Raw genomic sequence first — 16286 nt, forward strand, 5'->3', positions numbered from 1 at the left:
AATGGCGCACGTAACCGGGTCAGGCGCCCGACCCCCTGAGGAGCTGCCGATGTCAGCGGAGATCATCGCGCTGGTCGTGCTCGTACTGGTGTTCCTGGTGGCTACCATCCGATCCATCAACATGGGCGCGCTCGCACTCGTGGCCGCCTTCGTCGTGGGGACCTCTGTGTTCGGCGTGGAGGTGGACGACGTGCTCGGCGGCTTCCCGGCGAACCTGTTCGTCATCCTGGTGGGCGTCACGTACCTGTTCGCGCTGGCCAAGACCAACGGCACCGTGGACTGGATCGTGCACCGGGCGGTGGTCGCCGTGCGCGGTCGCGTCGCCCTGATGCCGTGGGTGATGTTCGCGGTCTGCGCCGCGATCACCGCGATCGGCGCCGCCAGCCCGGCCGCGGTGGCCATCGTGGCGCCGGTGGCGATGGGTTTCGCGGCCCGCTACCGGATCCACCCCGTGATGATGGGCCTGATGGTGGTGCAGGGCTCGACCGGTGGGAGCTTCTCGCCGATCGGCATCTTCGGCGCGATCACCAACGGCGTCGTCGACCAGAGCGACCTGCCGGGCAACGCGGCCGTCCTGTTCGGTGGGGCGCTGGGCGCGTGCGCTCTCATCAGCCTCGTCGGCTTCCTCGCCTTCGGAGGCACCAAGCTGCTGCAGCGTGACCGGCAGTCGTCCAGGACGGCGGTCATGAGCCGCGCCGGCGGCGGCCCCGGCCCCGGTGACGGCCCCGACGGCGATACTGACGGCGGCGACCACCCCGTGGACGACGCCCTGCCCCGCCTCGACGCGCAGCGCTCGCTCACGCTGATCGGCCTGCTCGTGCTGGCGGTGGGCGCGCTCGTCTTCGACCTCGACATCGGTTTCCTCGCGCTCGCGGTGGCGGTCGTGCTGACCCTGATCTTCCCCTCCGCCGCCCGCGGAGCCGTCGACAAGATCAGCTGGGGTACGGTGCTCCTGGTCGGCGGCATCGTCACGTACGTCGCCCTGCTGCAGGACCAGGGCACGGTGAAGTGGCTCGGCGACGGCGTGGCCGAGGTCGGCGCTCCGCTCCTGGCGGCCCTGCTGATCTGCCTGATCGGCGCCGTGGTGTCCGCCTTCGCCTCCACGACCGGCATCCTGGGCGCGCTGATCCCGCTCGCCGTACCCTTCCTGCAGACCGGGCAGGTCGGCGCCGTCGGCATGGTCACGGCGCTGGCGATCTCCTCCTCGGTGGTGGACTGCAGCCCCTTCTCCACCAACGGCGCGCTGATCGTCGCGAACGCCGACGTGGCGATCCGGGACGACGTGTTCAAGCGCCTGATGACATGGGGTATGACCATCGTGGTCGCCGCGCCGCTTCTGTGCTGGCTTGTCCTGATCGTGCCGGGGCTGTCCTGACCCGCGCGGGCGCGGGCCTCCCGTGCTGAACGCCGACGAAGAGGAGATCCGCGCGTGTCTGGCAGGCTGACCGCACTCGACCTGATCGAACTCGTGCTCGACGACGGCTCCTACCGCACCTGGGACGACCCCCTCGGCCCGGCCGGCGACGCCGACCCGCCGCCGAACGCCTCGTGACCGCGGTGGAACGGGCCACCGCCCAGCGGCTGCCGCTGCTCGCCGCTCCCGCCTCGGCCGGCACCAGGATGCAGGAGGGCACGACGGCGTTCCTGCAGATGGTGAAGATGACGGCCGCCATCACCCGGCACAAGGCCGCCGGCCTGCCCTACCTCGTCTACCTGCGCGACCCGACCTTCGGCGGCGTCCTGGCCTCGTGGGCCTCACTCGGTCACATCACGGCCGCGGAACCCGGCGCGATGATCGGCTTCCTCGGCCCGCGCGTCTACCGTGCCCTGCACGGGCAGCCGTTCCCTGAGGGCGTCCAGGTGGCGGAGAGCCTGCACCGTCACGGCCTGATCGACGCCGTGCTGCCCGTCCAGGACCTGGCGGAGGCCGCCGACCGGGCGCTGCGCGTCATGCTGGCGCCGCCGCCCCCGCCCGAGGCCGCGTATCCGTCCCAGGAACCGTTCCCCGACGTTCCCGCCTGGGAGTCGATCAGCGCTCTCCAGGCGAGGCGACAGGCCCGGCGTCAGGCAGGTGCTCCGCCACGCCGCCTCCGACGTCCTGCTGCTGAACGGCACCGGGGCGGGGGAGACGGACCCGGCGCTCCTGCTGGCGCTGGCCCGTTTCGGCGGCGTCTCGTGCGTACTGCTCGGCCAGGACCGCCGCCACCAGGAGGACGTGTGCCCGCTGGGGCCAGCCGCCCTGCGCGTGGCCCGGCGTGGCATGCGGCTGGCGAGCGCTTCGGCTGCCGCTCGTCACCGTCGTCGACACTCCCGGCGCGGCCCTGTCGCCCGAGGCGGAACGAGGCGGGCTCGCCGGGGAGATCGCCCGGTGCCTGGCCGACCTGGTCGACCTCGACACGCCGACGCTCTCCCTCCTCCTCGGCCAGGGCGGCGGCGGCGCCGCGCTCGCGCTCATCCCGTGCGACCGGGTGCTCGTCGCCCAGCACGGCTGGCTGTCCCCGCTGCCTCCCGAGGGGGCCAGCGCCATCGTGCACCGGGACGTCGAGCACGCTCCGCAGGTAGCGGCCGTACAACGCGTCCGCTCCGCCGACCTGCTCGCCGGCGGCATCGCCGACCGGATCGTCACCGAGCATCCGGACGCCGCCGAGGAACCGCAGGCGTTCTGCCGCCGCGTCGGGCGCGAACTGGAGCGCGAGCTCGCCGTCCTGCTGCACCTCCGCCGCCCGGAACTGCTCGCCGAACGGCTCCGCCGGTACCGGATCCTCGGCAGCGCCACCGACACGCGCCACTCCGCCACCGCGCCCGGAACCGCCGTCGACGACGCGGTCGCGTGACGCCGGCCGAGGTGGTGAGGGCCCTCAGGAGGGGGCCTGTGACGCGAACTCGACGCCGACGTCCTCGAACCAGGGCGGCACGCCGTCGGTCACCAGGAGTTCGGCCGCGTCCCAGCCGCACACCCGGATCGGGGCGCTCAACGCGAACTTGCGCGCGTCGCCCACCACGATCGTCCTGCGCGCGATGGCGATGAGCCGGCGCTTGGTCTCGGCCTCGTACGGTGTGGCCCCGTAGACGCCGTTCCCGTCGAGCGCGGTGGCCGCCAGGAACAGGGTGCGCACGCTCATGTGCTCCAGCCACGCCAGGGTCTCCGGCCCGCCGAACGAGCGGGTGTCCCTGCCGTACTGGCCGCCGACCCCGATGAGCGTGATGTCGGGTCTCGGCGCGAGCACGGCGATGGCGGGCAGCGAGTGGGTGATCACGGTGAGGTTCGCCCCGGAGGGGAGCAGTTTGGCGATCTCCAGCGTGGTGGTGCCCGAGTCGAGGGCGATGGCCGTGCCCGGCTCCACGTGGCGTACGGCGGCGGCGGCGATCGCCCGCTTGGCGGCGGACGCCTGAACGGAGCGGTCGGTGAACGGCGTGGCACCCATGTCGGCTGCTGCGGCGCCTCCGCGTACCGCCCTGACCAGGCCGTCACCGGCCAGCCTGCGCAGGTCGCGCCTGACGGTGTTGGGTGAGACGCCCAGCTCGGTGACCAGGTCGGCGGCGGCGACGTACCCGTCGAGCTCGATCCTGCGCAGGATCGCCTCGCGCCTGTGCGGGGCCGACGAGTAGCGCAGGCTCGCCTCCATGTCGCTCATATGACCATGATGCCCCATAAGTTGGCGTTTTTCAGCCAACTTATGGACTTATAGTGACAACATGGCGTTGTTGTGCGGGATCGACGTGGGCACCACCCACGTCAAGGTGGGCTTCTTCGACGACGGGGGCGGCTGCGTCGCTTCCGTACGCCACCCGACCCCGCGCGACCTGCCCGCCCTCGTGGCCGCCGTCGTGGAGGCCCTGGCGGAGTGCGCCGCCCGCGCGGGGCGCGGCCCCGACGCGATCGGGATCGCGGGCATGGCCGAGACCGGCGTGCCCCTCGACGCCTCGGGACGCCCGCTCACGCCGCTGCTGTGGTGGAACGACCCCCGCGGCCACGAGGAAGCCGCCGCGCTCCGCGGCACCGGCCCACCCGGCGCGGGCGGGGACGCGGTGGCGGTTTACGCGCGGACCGGGCGGTGGGTGGACGGGAAGGCGCCGCTGGCGAAGTGGCTCTGGTTGCGTGCGCACGAGCCGGGCGTGCCGGCGGCGATGCGGTGGTGGGCGAGCGTGCCCGACGCGGTGGCGTACGCGCTCACCGGCGTGCTGCGCACCCATGAGACGCTGGCCGCGCGCACCCTCGCCTACGACGTCGTACGCGGCCGCTACGACGAGGACCTCCTCGCCCTGGCCGGGCTGGGTCCCGAGCAGCTGGCGCCCACGGCCGGGGCGGTGGAGCCCGTCGGCGGGCTGACGGCGAGGGCGAGCGGGGTGGCGGCCGGGACCCCCGTGGTGATCGCCGGTCACGACCACGCGGTGGGCGCGTGGGCGTCGGGCGTACGCCGTCCCGGTCACGTGGCCGACTCCATGGGCACGGCGGAGGCGGTCCTGGCGCCGGCGGCGCACCGGCCCGACCCGCGCACCGGCCTGGCCCTGGGAGTCACGGCCGACCCCTCGCTCGACGGCGCCGGCACCGTCCTGGTCGGAGGTCTGCCGATGAGCGGCGGCATGCTCGACTGGCTCCTCGGCCTGGCTCCTCCCCTTGACGACCCCCGGGCGCGGGCCACGGCGGAGCGCGCGGGCGAGCGGGAAGCGGGACGGGACAGGTACGCCGCCCTGCCCGGACTGCTGGACGGGGTGCGGTTGCCGACGGGCATCATCGCCGAGCCGTACCTGCGCGGCAGGGTGGCGCCCGCGCCCGAGCGCGAACGCCGGGTCACGATGTCCGGGATCGGGCCCGAGCACACGTTCGGCGACCTGCTGGCGGCCGCCATGGAGGGCACGTGCCTGCACACCCGCTGGACCGTGGCCGAGCTCGCCGCCGTGACCGGCGCCCCTCCCGAACGGCTCGTGGTCTTCGGCGGGCAGGTCCGGGTCCCGCTCTGGATGCGCGTGAAGGCGGCGGTCTCGCCCGTGCCGGTGGAGGTCGTACGGGCCGACGACGCGGTCTGCGCGGGCGCCGCTCTCATCGCCGGCCAGGCGGGAGGTTCGCTCGGTGACGTCCCCGTGCTGCCCCGCGAGCCGCAACGGCACGACCCCGGCCTCGCCGCCGCCTACCTCCCCCTGTACGAACGCTTCCTGACCTCCGCCGGCCGGCGGGAGCACGGATGACCAGGCAGAACCATCAGATCGGAGCACCCATGACCAGCCAGGAGACCACCACGCCCGCCCCGACGCTCGACCTGCTGGCCCGCCCGTCCGGTGGGTTCGCCATGGTCGCCATGGACCAGCGGGAGAGCCTGAGGCAGATGTTCGCCGCCGCCACGGGGGAGCGGGTGGACGACGACACCCTGGCCGGGTTCAAGCTGGCGGTGGCGCGGGAGGTGGGGCCGCACGCCTCCGGGTTCCTGATCGACAGGGACTACGGCTTCGACCGGGTGGCCGCCGAGGGCATGGTCCCCGGCGGGCTGATCATCGCCGTGGACAGCCTCCGGCAGGCGCCCGACGGCCCCGTCGAGGACACCTCGATCGACGAGACGATCGACCTGGCCGCCGCGCGGCGGGCCGGCGCGGTCGCGGCCAAGCTGCTGCTCATCTGGCGCGACGACGAGCACCGGCGGCGCCGCCTGGAGACCGCCGCCGCGTTCGTCCGTGTATGCGCCGATGCGGGCCTGCTCTCCGTGCTCGAAGGGGTGGCCAAACCCGTCCAGGGCCAGGAGGCGGGCTTCGACGGGCCCGCCGCGATCCGGGAGGCCGCCAGGGAGCTGGCCGGGCTGCGGCCCAGCCTGTACAAGGCCCAGGTGCCGCTCGGCGGCGCCGCCCCCGAGGAACGGCTGGCCGAGGAGTGCGCCCGGCTCGACGAGGTGATCCCCGTCCCGTGGGTCGTGCTCTCCCAGGGCGTGGAACGGGACGACTTCCCCGCCGCCGTCCGGGCCGCCTGCCGGGCGGGCGCGTCGGGGATGCTGGCCGGCCGCGCGATCTGGAGCGACGTGGTGGGGTCCGCCGGCCTGGCCGCGGAGCTGCGTACGCGCTCGGTGCCCCGGCTGCGGCGGCTGGCGTCCATCGTCGACTCCTTCGCCCGCCCGTGGAACGCCCGATGACGGCGCGGACGGCCGGACCGGCTGCTGGTCGTCCTGCGGGAGGGCCGGCGATCGCGATGTTGCACACCGTGCCCGCGCTTGCCGCGCCGCTGGCCGAACTGGCCGCCGAGGTGCGGCCCGGCACGCGGATCCTGCACTTCGCCGACGAGAGCCTGCTCCAGGACACCATCGCCGGCGACGGTCCGCCCCCGCACGTCCTGCGCAGGCTGGTCTCGTACGCGATGTACGCCAAGGAGTCGGGAGCCGGGACGCTGCTCGTCACCTGCTCCTCCATCGGTGAGGCCGCCGAACAGGCGCGCCCGTTCGCCGAGCTGCCGATCCTGCGCATCGACGAGCCGATGGCCGGGGAGGCGGTGCGGGCCGGGCGGCGGATCGGGGTGCTGGCGACGCTCGCCACCACGCTCGGCCCGACCACCCGGCTGGTCCGGCGGGCGGCGTCCCGTGAGGGGGTGGCGCGGGAGGTCGTTCCGCACCTGTGCGACGGCGCCTTCGACGCGCTGCGCGGCGGCGATCCGGCCCGCCACGACGCCCTGGTCCTGGACGGGTTCGGCCGGCTCGCGGGGCAGGTGGACGTCGTGGTGCTGGCCCAGGCGTCGATGGCCAGGATCGTCGCGGAGGCGGACGGGGGAGTGCCGGTGCTCTCCTCCCCGCGCTCCGGCGTCGCCCAGCTGGCCTGAGCCGCCCCGGCCGGTCAGGTGGTGCTCAGGACGACGCGGCCCGTGGCCTCGCCGGCCGCCTGGCGTCGCCAGGCTTCGGTGGCCCGCTCCAGCGGTACGACCTCGTGCGCCACCGACAGCCGCCCTTCGGTCACCCGCTCGGCGATCAGGGTGATGGCCGCGGCGCGCTGCTCCCTGGTCAGCTCGTTGTTGGTGTAGCCGAGCACCCGCAACGACCGGCTGCGCAGCGTGGCGGAGTCGAGCGGGGACGTCTCCGACGCCGAGCTGCCGAGGTTGACGAGCCGGCCCCCGGGACGCAGGGTGCGGGCCGCCGCGGCGGCCGGGACGCCGAAGAGCGGGTCGAGCACCAGGTCCAGCGGCCCCTCGCAGGCGGCGGTGAAGCGGGCGGCCAGCGCGGCCACGTCGTCGGTGTCCAGGGTGACGACGGCGTCCGCCCCCGCCTGCCGGGCCTGCTCGCGGGCCTGCGGTGAACGGGCGGCGGCGACGACCCGGCGGGCGCCCGCGAGACGGGCGAGCTGGATGGCCGCCTGCCCCACCACGCCACCGCCGCCGAGCACCAGCACCTGCTCGCCGGCTGCCAGCTCGCCCCGCCAGGTCAGCGCCATGTGCGCGGCCACGGCCGACAATCCGAGCGCGGCCACGGCGAACGGGTCGGCGCCGCCGGGCAACTCGACGAGGTCCTCGGCGGGCACCGCCGCCAGCTCCGCCATGCTGCCGTCGCCCGGCGCCATCCCCGCCGGCGTGGGGAACCACACCAGCCGCCCGCCGACGGCCCCGACCCCCTGCACGCCGGGCACGTAGGGGACGGACGGCGTCCCGAAGTAGGAGGCGCCGCCCGCGCACAGCAGGTCGAGCGGGGTGATCGGGGCGGCGATGACCCCGACCGTCTCGGCACCGGACGCCACGGGTGCCGGCCGCTCGGCGACCACGGGCGGCAGGCCGCACGTCTCGATCGTGACGGCCCGCATCACGCGATCACGTCCAGGTCCGTCATGTGGCGATGTCCGGGTACGGCAGGCTCATGTGGGACAGCCGCCGCGCGTACTCCTTCTGGAAGCCCAGCGGCGGGTGGTCGCGCTCGAACATCGCGATGAACAACGTCAGCGTGAGGAACGGATGCGCCCCCAGCTCGAACAACTTCGGGTAGTCGTGAGCGGCCAGGGCCTCGCGTTCGACGTCGTCGAAGCGGAGCCACGTCGACGACTCGCCGGTGTGGCAGCCGAGGATGCGGTTGGCGTACTCGGCCTCCCACATCTCGACGGTGGCCCGCGGCTCCTCGCGGTAGCGCTCGACCAGCTCGGGGTCGCGGTCGACGGTGAAGAGGAACTTGTTCAGCAGGTATTTGCTCATGACCCGTCGCCTCCGTTCGGATACCACGTGAAGTACGCCTCCATGGTGTGGAACAGGTCGTACGTATCCACATAGTCGGCTTTCTTCCCCTCGCCGGCCACTCCCATCATCAGCATGAAGTCCATGAAGCCGTGGGTGGCGTTGCCGGGCTCCCACAGGCTGTCCAGGGTGACCTCCGACAGGCAGCCCTCGAGGTCGCCGGTGGAGATCCACTCGACGGCCCTGCGGTCGAACTCGGGGTCGGGGCCGTGCGGCCCGAACTGGCGCGGCCCGCCGAGCTCGAGCGACAGGTGCCCGGTGCCGATGACCGCGACCCGCTGGTCGGAGGGCCACGACTCGACGAGTTCCCTGATGGTCTGGCCGAGCTGCACGAACCGTTTCGGCCGCGGCAGGGGAGGGGCGAAGATGTTGGTGTAGACGGGCACGATCGGCAGGTCGTTCTGCGGGCGCAGGGTGATGATCGGGCACGTGATCGAGTGGTCGATCCGCAACTCGTTGGAGAAGGCCAGGTCGAAGCCCGCGTCCAGGCCCTCGCGCAGGATGTACGCCGACAGGTCCTCCTGCCCGGTGAACACCATCCTGGGCAGCCCGAACTCGCGTTCCTCGTTGTAGAAGTTCGCGTCGTAGAAGGGCGCCTTGCCGACGAGGAACTGCGGCATGTTGTCCAGCCACAGCTGGTGGAAGTGGTCGGAGCCGACCATGACCAGCACGTCGGGCCTGGCTCTGGTCAGGGTCTGCCGGAACGCCTCCACCTTGCGCACCCACTCGTCGGCGAACGGCGGGCGGTCCTCGCCCGTGGAGGTGCTGGCGCGGTGGTAGAAGGGGTGGTGGGTGGATGCGATGACCGCGACGAGTTCAGCCATGCGTCTCTCCGTAGGGGTCGGGGGGCACGGACCGGTTGTTCAGGTCCACGGACAGGAAGATCTCGTTGGCCACGGGGTGGCGCAGCTCTTCGGCGAGCTGGCCGATCAGCCCGGCGGTCCTGGCGAGGAGGGCGAATCCGCGCAGCAGTTCCATCGGCAGCCCCAGGTCGGCCAGCGCCGCGCCGCAGACGCCCGCGCCGTTGAGCGGCAGGGTCCTGCCCAGCACGCGGGGGTGCACCCGGCCGACCGCGGCGAACAGCGACAGGTGCGGCCCGAACAGCCCTTCCTCGGCCGCGATCTCGAACAGGCGCGGCGTGCGCGGGTCGCCGTCCTTGTGCACGTGGTGGCCGAGCCCGGGCACGCGCCGGCCGGATTCGCGCCAGGTCGTCACGGTGTCCAGCGCGAGCGCGTCCCAGCCGGCGTCGTCGGAGGGGAGGGGGTCACGCTCCTTCAGCACGCCGGCGAGGAAACGCCCGCAGTCCTCGGTGACGCCGAGGAACCGGGAGCCGCCGCCGAGCAGCCCGGCGGCCAGCGCGCCCTGCACGGAGTCGGGCGCCGACAGGTACGTCAACCGCGTCACGATCGCCGTCGGCGTGAACCCGTGGTCGGCCAGCGCGGCCAGCACCGCCTCGAACACGCGCACCTCCCCCCGGGACGGGCGGCGCTGCGTGGCCAGCCAGAAGGCCAGCTCGCCGAAGCCCACCTCGCCCATCACGTCGGCGGCCAGGTCGTGGCCGAGCAGGGTGATCGACGTGGGCGACGACGCCCCGAGCGCGGTGGGGTAGTCCCCGGGCGTCACGACGGCCGCCCCTCGGACAGCCACGTGCGCAGCTCGGCGCCGTGCTCGTCCAGCTCGGGCGGCGGCAGCGCGTAGCCGGCGGGTGTCTCGGAGAACCGGATCGGGTGCCGCGTCGTCGGCACCGCCCGCTCGCCCTCGCCCACCTCCACGACCGGGTCGAGCCCGAACCGCTCCGCCGCGGCGAACCCGCCGTCGATCGTGTTGATGGGCCCGCTCGGCACCCCGGCCTCCAGGAGCAGGTCGAACCACTCGTCGGCGGGGCGCCGGGCGAGCCGCTCGACCAGGATCGGCCGCAGCTCCTCGCGGTTGGCCGTGCGGCTCGCGTTGCGGGCGAAGCGTGGGTCGTCGGCCACCTCCGGGATGCCGAGCACCTCGCACAGCTTGCGGAACTGGGCGTCGTTGGCGGCGGCGACGATGAGGTCCTGGTCGGCCGTGGGCAGCGGTTCGTACGGGAACACGCTCGGATGCGCGTTGCCCATCCGGTAGGGGACCACGCCCCCGGCGACGTACGCCGAGCTCTGGTTGACCAGCCCGGTCAGCGCCGACGACATCAGGTTGACCTCGACGTGCTGGCCCCGCCCCGTGGCCTCGCGGTGGCGCAGCGCGGCCAGGATGCCGATGACGGCGTGGTTGCCGGCCATCACGTCGAACACGCTGATCCCGGCCCGGTAGGGCGGCCCGCCGGGGTCGCCGGTGAGGCTCATCAGCCCCGACATGGCCTGCACCATCAGGTCGTAGCCGGGCACCCGCGCCCCGGCCCCGGAGCCGAAGCCGCTGATGGACGCGTACACGATGCCGGGGTTGGCGGCCAGCACGGCGTCGTAGCCGAGGCCGTACTTGTCCAGCCCGCCGGGCCGGAAGTTCTCCACCAGCACGTCGGCCCGGCGGGCCAGCTCCCTGGCGGCGTCGGCGTCGGCTTCGTCGCGCAGGTCGAGGGCGATCGAGCGTTTGCCGCGGTTGACCCCGAGATAGTAGGTGGACGCCTCGCCCCTGGCGGGCGGCGTCCACGTCCGGGTGTCGTCGCCGCCCGGCCCTTCCACCTTGACGACGTCGGCTCCCATGTCCGCCAGCAACATCGTGGCGTAGGGTCCGGCCAGGACCCTGGAGAAGTCGGCGACCAGCACGCCGGACAGCGGCCCCCGCGGCTCGGTGTCAGTCATCGAGTCCCATCCTCGCGTCCGTTGAACGGACATATGTCCGCCCAGTCGATCCCAGCATCTGAAGGCCAGGACGTCAAGCGTCTTGACAGCCGGACGCGCGCTCATCACAGTAGCGGTGACCGTATAGCGGACAGCTGTTCGCCAACGAGGAGCGTGCCATGAACGACTTCGACTCCGGGCGCCCCGTGGTGCTGCGCGGCGGCACGGTGCTGCCCATGGACGGGCGCCGGGTGCTGCCCCGCACGGACGTCCTCGTCACCGGGGACAGGATCGCCGCCGTCGGCCAGGACCTGCAGGCCCCGCAGGACGCCATCGAGATCGACGCCTCCGACGGCATCGTCATGCCCGGCATGATCGACACCCACCGCCACATGTGGCAGACCGCGATGCGCGGCTACGGCGCCGACTGGACGCTCACCCAGTACTTCGTCTGGTTCTACCTGGAACACGGCAAGCTCTTCAGGCCCGAGGACGTGCACGCGGGCAACACGCTGGCCGCGATCGAGGCCCTGGACGCCGGCGTCACCACCGTCGTCGACTGGTCGCACGGCCTGCAGACCGTCGACCACGCCGACGCCGCCGCCGACGCGCTGCGGTCCGTGCCGGGCCGGTACGTGCTCGCGTACGGCAACATCCAGGCGCCGCCCGCCGAATGGACGGCCACGCCCGAGTTCCGCGATTTCGTCGCCCGGCGCGTCACCGGCGACGACCTGCTCGGCTTCCAGCTCGCCTTCGACGTGCTCGGCGACCCGTCGTTCCCGGAGAAGCCCGCCTTCGAGGTCGCCCGCGAGCTCGGCCTGCCCGTCACCACGCACGCCGGCGTGTGGGGCGCCACCAGCGACGACGGCATCAAGCTCATGTACGAGCACGGCTTCATGACCCCCGAGACCGTGTACGTGCACGCCGCCTCGCTGTCGGCCGACTCCTACCACCGCATCGCGGCCACCGGCGGCTCCATCTCGGTCTCCACCGAGAGCGAGCAGAGCGCCGGGCAGGGCTACCCGCCCACGTGGGCCGTCCGCGCCCACGGCATCCCGGTGTCGCTGTCCATGGACACGAGCGTCTGGTGGAGCGGCGACCTGTTCTCCGCCATGCGCACCACCCTCGGCGCGGACCGCTCCCGCGAGCACCTGGAGGCGCACGCCAGGGGCGAGACCGTCACGCACTGCGGCCTGCGCGCCGACGAGGTCGTCACCTGGGCCACCCGGGGCGGCGCCCGCGCGCTCGGCCGCGACGACCTCGGCGCCGTCGAGCCCGGCAAGAAGGCCGACCTGGTGCTCATCAAGAACGACGCGTCGCCCGTGTCGTTCCCGCTGCTCAACCCGTTCGGCCACGTGGCGTTCCAGGCGCAGCGCGGCGACGTGCACACCGTCCTGGTCGACGGCCGCGTGGTCAAGCACGAGCACCGCCTCGTCGGTGTCGACCTGGCCGCGGCCCGCCGCCAGGTCGAGCGGACGGTCGAGCACCTCCGCTCCGAGATGGGCGACGAGGCGTGGGAGAAGGGCATGAACCCGGACATCCCCGCGACGAAGATCCTCGACAACCCGTACACGTACACCGACTACCGCAGCGACTCCACGCACCGCCTGTGACCGGCCGCTGTGCGGACGGCCGACCGTGCCGCCCGTGCCGACCGTCTAAAGTCGGAGCAGGCGGATCCGAACGAGAGGGCATCGATGGCACGCGGTGACACGGGACCTGACTTCATCGAGGCGCTGGCCCGCGGCCTCGATGTCATCAGGGCCTTCCAGCCCGGGCGCCCGGTCATGTCCCTGACAGAGGTGGCGACCGCCGCCGGCCTGGCCAGGCCGACGGCCCGCCGCATCCTGCTCACCCTCCAGGAGCTCGGCTACGCCCGGCAGGAGGCGGGCGGATTCGCCCTCACGCCGCGCGTGCTCGAGCTGGGCGTCACCTACATCCGCTCCACGGGGCTCTGGGAGGTGGCCAGGCCGCACCTGGAGCGGCTGGTCAGGCAGACGCACGAGTCCTCCTCGATCGCCCAGCTCGACGGCTCCGACATCGTCTACGTCGCCAGGGTCGCCGTGCCGAAGATCGTCGCCCTGTCGGTGCAGATCGGCACCCGCTTCCCGGCGCTGCAGACGTCCCTGGGCAAGGTGCTGCTGGCCGCGCTCTCCCCCGCCGAGGTGGAGCGGGTCCTGGCCGAGCCGAGCCGCTCCGGCATCGAGCCGCGCTGGCGGCCGGACGCCGGCGAGCGCGAGGCGGTGCTGCGCGAGGTGCGCGCCAAGGGGTGGGCGATGACGGACGAGCAGCTCGCCCTCGGGATCCGGTCGGTCGCCGCGCCGCTCAGGGACGGGCTCGGCAACGTCGTCGCGGCCGTCAACGTCAACGCCCACGCCGCCGAGACCTCCCTCCACCAGCTGACCGAGGAGCACCTGCCGCTGCTGCTGAAGACGGCCGGCGCGATCAGCGCCGACTGGGCCCTCTACCAGGAGGTGCCGCACGTCACGGCCTCCTGAGCCGGGTCGCGCGCGGCCTGGGTCTTGCCGGGCGGGGCAAGTCGTCCTTCAATGAGCCCCATACGGCGATCCTGGAGGGGCCGATGCGCGGTTTACGGGCGTCCGCAGTCGTTCTGATAATGGTGCTCACGACGTTCGCAGCCGCGGAGCCGGCCGCTCCGGTCATCGCCGGGCCGGCCGATCCCGAGCCGGCCTCGCTGGTCACCCTCTCCGTTCCCGGCCAGGCCGCGTTCGACCGCCGCGTACGGCCCCGCCCCCGCGACGGGGCCGTACGCGCGCCGGTTTTTGCGTGGCGCCGGTCTCTACGGCGCCGGTCTCTACGGTGCCGGGGCGTAGCCGGCCGGGCGGGTGGTGAAGGTGCCGCGGCCCTGGGTACGGCTGCGCAGCCGGGTCGCGTAGCCGAACACCTCGGCCAGCGGCACGATCGCGGTGATCACGACCGTGCCCGACCGCGTCGCGGAGCCGGAGATCCGGCCGCGCCGGGCCGCGAGGTCGCCCAGCACCCCGCCGGCCGCGTCGTCCGGCACCGTGACCGTCACCTCGGCCACCGGCTCCAGCAGCGCCATCGTGCCCGCCCGCAACGCCTCGCGCAGCGCCAGCCGGCCGGCTGTGCGGAAGGCGAGCTCCGAGGAGTCCTTCGTGTGGGTGGCGCCGTCGGTCAGCGTCACCCGCACGCCCGTCACCGGGTGCCCGGCCAGCGGCCCGCCGGCCAGGGCGTCGCGGCAGCCGGCCTCGACCGCGCGCACGTACTCGCGCGGCACCCGCCCGCCGGTGACGGTCGAGGAGAAGGCGAAGTCGCCGTCGGCCAGCGGCTCCACGTCGATCATGACGTGGGCGTACTGGCCGGCGCCGCCGTCCTGCTTGACGTGCCGGTACAGCAGGCCCGACACGCCGCGGACGAGGGTCTCCCTGAACGCCACCTGAGGCCGGCCGACGCCGACGGCCAGCCCGTGGTCGCGGCGGATCTTCTCCACCGCCACCTCCAGATGCAGCTCGCCCATCCCCGACAGCAGCGTCTGCCCGGTCTCGGCGTCGGTGCGGACCGCCAGCGACGGGTCCTCCTCGGCCAGGCGCGTCAGCGCCGCGGCCAGCCGGTCGGCGTCGGTGCTCCTGCGCGCCTCGACCGCCACCGACACCACGGGGTCGGCCGCCCCCGGAGGCTCCAGCACGAGGGGCGAGCCCGGCGCGCACAGCGTCGTCCCGGGCCGGGCCACCTTCGGCCCGACGACGGCGACGATGTCCCCGGCCACCGCCCGGTCCACCTCGGTGTGGCGGTCGGCCTGCACGCGCAGGATGCGGCTGATCCGCTCGGTACGGCCCGCGCCGGCGTCCAGCACCGTGTCCCCCTTCCGCATCGTGCCCGAGTACACCCGTACGTAGGTCAGCCGCCCGGTGGCGGTCGAGTTCACCTTGAAGGCCAGCGCGGCCAGCGGCGCGGCCGGGTCCGCCGGGCGTTCCGCGCCGTCCTCGCCGCGCACCGCCGGCACCTCCGGCGGCGAGGGCAGGTACGCCACCACCGCGTCGAGCAGCGGCTCGACCCCGCGGTCCCGGTACGCCGAGCCGCACAGCACCACCACGCCCGCACCGGTGCGGGTAAGGTCGCGCAGCGCCGCGGCCAGCGTGCCCGCGGAGATCGACGGGCCGGCGCAGAACTCCTCCAGCGCGTCCGCGTTCAGCTCGGCCACCGCCTCCTCCAGCACGCGGCGCCGCCGCAGCGCCTCCTCGCGCAGTTCCCGCGGCACCTCGCCCTCCTCGCAGGCGCCGCCGGTCCACACCAGCGACCGCATCCGCACCAGGTCGACCACGCCTGCGAAGCCGTCCTCGCGCCCGATCGGCAGCTGCACGACCAGCGGCACGGGATGCAGCCGGCGGCGGATCGACTCGACCGCGGCGTCCAGGTCGGCGCCGGCCCGGTCGAGCTTGTTGACGAACGCGATCCGCGGCACGCCGTACCGGTCGGCCAGCCGCCACACGGACTCGCTCTGCGGTTCCACGCCCGCGACGCCGTCGAACACCGCGATCGCGCCGTCGAGCACCCGCAGCGAGCGCTCGACCTCGTCGGAGAAGTCGACGTGGCCGGGGGTGTCGATGAGGTTGATCCGGTGCCCGTCCCAGGCGCAGCTCACCGCGGCGGCGAAGATCGTGATGCCGCGGTCGCGCTCCTGTGAGTCGAAGTCGGTGACGGTCGTGCCGTCGTGCACCTCACCCCGCTTGTACGTCGCGCCGGCGAGGAAGAGCATCCGTTCGGTGACGGTGGTCTTGCCGGCGTCGACGTGGGCCAGGATGCCGAGATTGCGGACGGTCGTCAGGGAGGTGGAGAGATGGGCGCGCACAGCCGATGACCCTTTCCGGGTGTCGTCGAACAGGACAGCGCGATTCCCCGGACGAAGGACGGCCGGAACTCGAGGCCGTGCGAGGACCCCGGCGCGGGATCAGGCCCGCGGAGGGTCGGGAAGGTCGCTTCGTCAGGGCGTCCGATGGCGGCCGCGCAGCCGGCATCGGGGCGACGAAGACACCAGGATCACCTCGTGCCGCGACGGGGGGACGATGGCAGCGGTGCTGTGGCGCACGGCCGGCTCCTCTCCCTCATCGATGCGGTACGGCGTTCGGTGGGGAGTGTAGTCACACGGGGATGACGGAGGGAACCGATTTTTCCGGCACGTCCGCCAGAACTTCCGCCGCGCGGACGGACGCGGCGACCCTGACGATCGCTCCGGCCATCCGGGCCGGCGCGGGCGCCGGCCCGGATGGCCGGGTTCCGCACGCGAGCGGGCCGCCGCGGCCGCACCTGACGGGAGAAGGCGTTTGAGGCGGGCGTGACGATGGTAGAGGCCACCTAGCAGG

General features: G+C 73.6%; 14 protein-coding genes and 1 pseudogene. 8 read left to right on the top strand and 7 right to left on the bottom strand.

What is annotated here, in order from left to right; translation table 11 throughout:
* Nucleotides 1–49 precede the first annotated feature (49 nt).
* From ACTWPV_RS23175 to ACTWPV_RS23185, 3 genes and pseudogenes are all read left to right on the top strand, one after another.
* Entirely contained in the window at nt 50–1375 is a 1326-nt protein-coding gene (locus tag ACTWPV_RS23175) for an SLC13 family permease (protein ID WP_443153361.1), read from the top strand.
* A 54-nt stretch (nt 1376–1429) separates the two neighbouring features.
* A complete protein-coding gene (locus ACTWPV_RS23180) occupies nt 1430–1552 on the top strand; it encodes a hypothetical protein (protein WP_443153362.1) in 123 nt (40 codons plus the stop codon).
* Nucleotides 1534–2834: pseudogene (locus ACTWPV_RS23185) on the top strand (carboxyl transferase domain-containing protein); the annotation flags it as partial. The gene ACTWPV_RS23180 and the pseudogene ACTWPV_RS23185, both read left to right, overlap by 19 nt.
* A 24-nt stretch (nt 2835–2858) precedes the next feature.
* On the opposite strand, the gene ACTWPV_RS23190 reads toward ACTWPV_RS23185, so the two are convergent.
* Nucleotides 2859–3635 carry a DeoR/GlpR family DNA-binding transcription regulator gene (locus ACTWPV_RS23190; protein ID WP_347644486.1) on the bottom strand — a complete coding sequence of 259 codons (777 nt, stop codon included), beginning with the start codon at nt 3633–3635 and terminating at the stop codon, nt 2859–2861.
* A gap of 61 nt (nt 3636–3696) precedes the next feature.
* Here ACTWPV_RS23190 and ACTWPV_RS23195 point away from each other — a divergent pair, with 61 nt between their 5' ends.
* From ACTWPV_RS23195 to ACTWPV_RS23205, 3 genes are read left to right on the top strand one after another with little or no spacing between them, the layout of a single operon-like run.
* Nucleotides 3697–5187: an FGGY-family carbohydrate kinase gene (locus ACTWPV_RS23195; protein ID WP_443153363.1), complete on the top strand. Its 1491-nt coding sequence runs from the start codon at nt 3697–3699 to the stop codon at nt 5185–5187.
* Nucleotides 5184–6116 (top strand): hypothetical protein, encoded by a 933-nt coding sequence (locus ACTWPV_RS23200; protein WP_443153364.1) that lies wholly within the window; start codon nt 5184–5186, stop codon nt 6114–6116. The genes ACTWPV_RS23195 and ACTWPV_RS23200 overlap by 4 nt, the downstream gene beginning before the upstream one ends.
* Nucleotides 6113–6793 carry an aspartate/glutamate racemase family protein gene (locus tag ACTWPV_RS23205; RefSeq protein WP_443153365.1) on the top strand — a complete coding sequence of 227 codons (681 nt, stop codon included), beginning with the start codon at nt 6113–6115 and terminating at the stop codon, nt 6791–6793. The genes ACTWPV_RS23200 and ACTWPV_RS23205 overlap by 4 nt, the downstream gene beginning before the upstream one ends.
* A 14-nt stretch (nt 6794–6807) precedes the next feature.
* On the opposite strand, the gene ACTWPV_RS23210 is transcribed toward ACTWPV_RS23205, so the two are convergent.
* Genes ACTWPV_RS23210 through ACTWPV_RS23230 form a run of 5 tightly spaced genes read right to left on the bottom strand, consistent with a single transcriptional unit; the run spans nt 6808 to nt 10965 of the window.
* Complete coding sequence (locus tag ACTWPV_RS23210; protein ID WP_443153366.1) at nt 6808–7761, bottom strand: zinc-binding dehydrogenase; 954 nt, start codon at nt 7759–7761, stop codon at nt 6808–6810.
* 22 nt (nt 7762–7783) lie between these two features.
* Nucleotides 7784–8143: a hypothetical protein gene (locus ACTWPV_RS23215; protein ID WP_132331584.1), complete on the bottom strand. Its 360-nt coding sequence runs from the start codon at nt 8141–8143 to the stop codon at nt 7784–7786.
* Entirely contained in the window at nt 8140–9006 is an 867-nt protein-coding gene (locus ACTWPV_RS23220) for an extradiol ring-cleavage dioxygenase (protein WP_443153367.1), read from the bottom strand. Before ACTWPV_RS23220 ends, ACTWPV_RS23215 begins: the two co-directional genes overlap by 4 nt.
* Complete coding sequence (locus ACTWPV_RS23225; RefSeq protein WP_347644480.1) at nt 8999–9805, bottom strand: citryl-CoA lyase; 807 nt, start codon at nt 9803–9805, stop codon at nt 8999–9001. Before ACTWPV_RS23225 ends, ACTWPV_RS23220 begins: the two co-directional genes overlap by 8 nt.
* Nucleotides 9802–10965, bottom strand: coding sequence for a CaiB/BaiF CoA transferase family protein (locus ACTWPV_RS23230; protein ID WP_443153368.1), 1164 nt, complete (start codon nt 10963–10965; stop codon nt 9802–9804). The genes ACTWPV_RS23225 and ACTWPV_RS23230 overlap by 4 nt, the downstream gene beginning before the upstream one ends.
* Before the next feature lie 158 nt (nt 10966–11123).
* Between ACTWPV_RS23230 and ACTWPV_RS23235 the strand changes: the two genes are divergently transcribed.
* Complete coding sequence (locus ACTWPV_RS23235; protein ID WP_443153369.1) at nt 11124–12557, top strand: amidohydrolase family protein; 1434 nt, start codon at nt 11124–11126, stop codon at nt 12555–12557.
* Between the two features lie 84 nt (nt 12558–12641).
* Nucleotides 12642–13442: an IclR family transcriptional regulator domain-containing protein gene (locus tag ACTWPV_RS23240; RefSeq protein WP_443153370.1), complete on the top strand. Its 801-nt coding sequence runs from the start codon at nt 12642–12644 to the stop codon at nt 13440–13442.
* Between the two features lie 317 nt (nt 13443–13759).
* Here ACTWPV_RS23240 and fusA read toward each other — a convergent pair whose 3' ends face one another.
* On the bottom strand, nt 13760–15775 hold the full coding sequence (fusA, locus tag ACTWPV_RS23245; protein ID WP_443153371.1) for an elongation factor G: 2016 nt from the start codon (nt 15773–15775) through the stop codon (nt 13760–13762).
* Between the last annotated feature and the right edge of the window lie 511 nt (nt 15776–16286).

Origin of the sequence: Nonomuraea sp. KM88 (assembly GCF_052245635.1) — a bacterium.
GTDB lineage: Bacteria > Actinomycetota > Actinomycetes > Streptosporangiales > Streptosporangiaceae > Nonomuraea.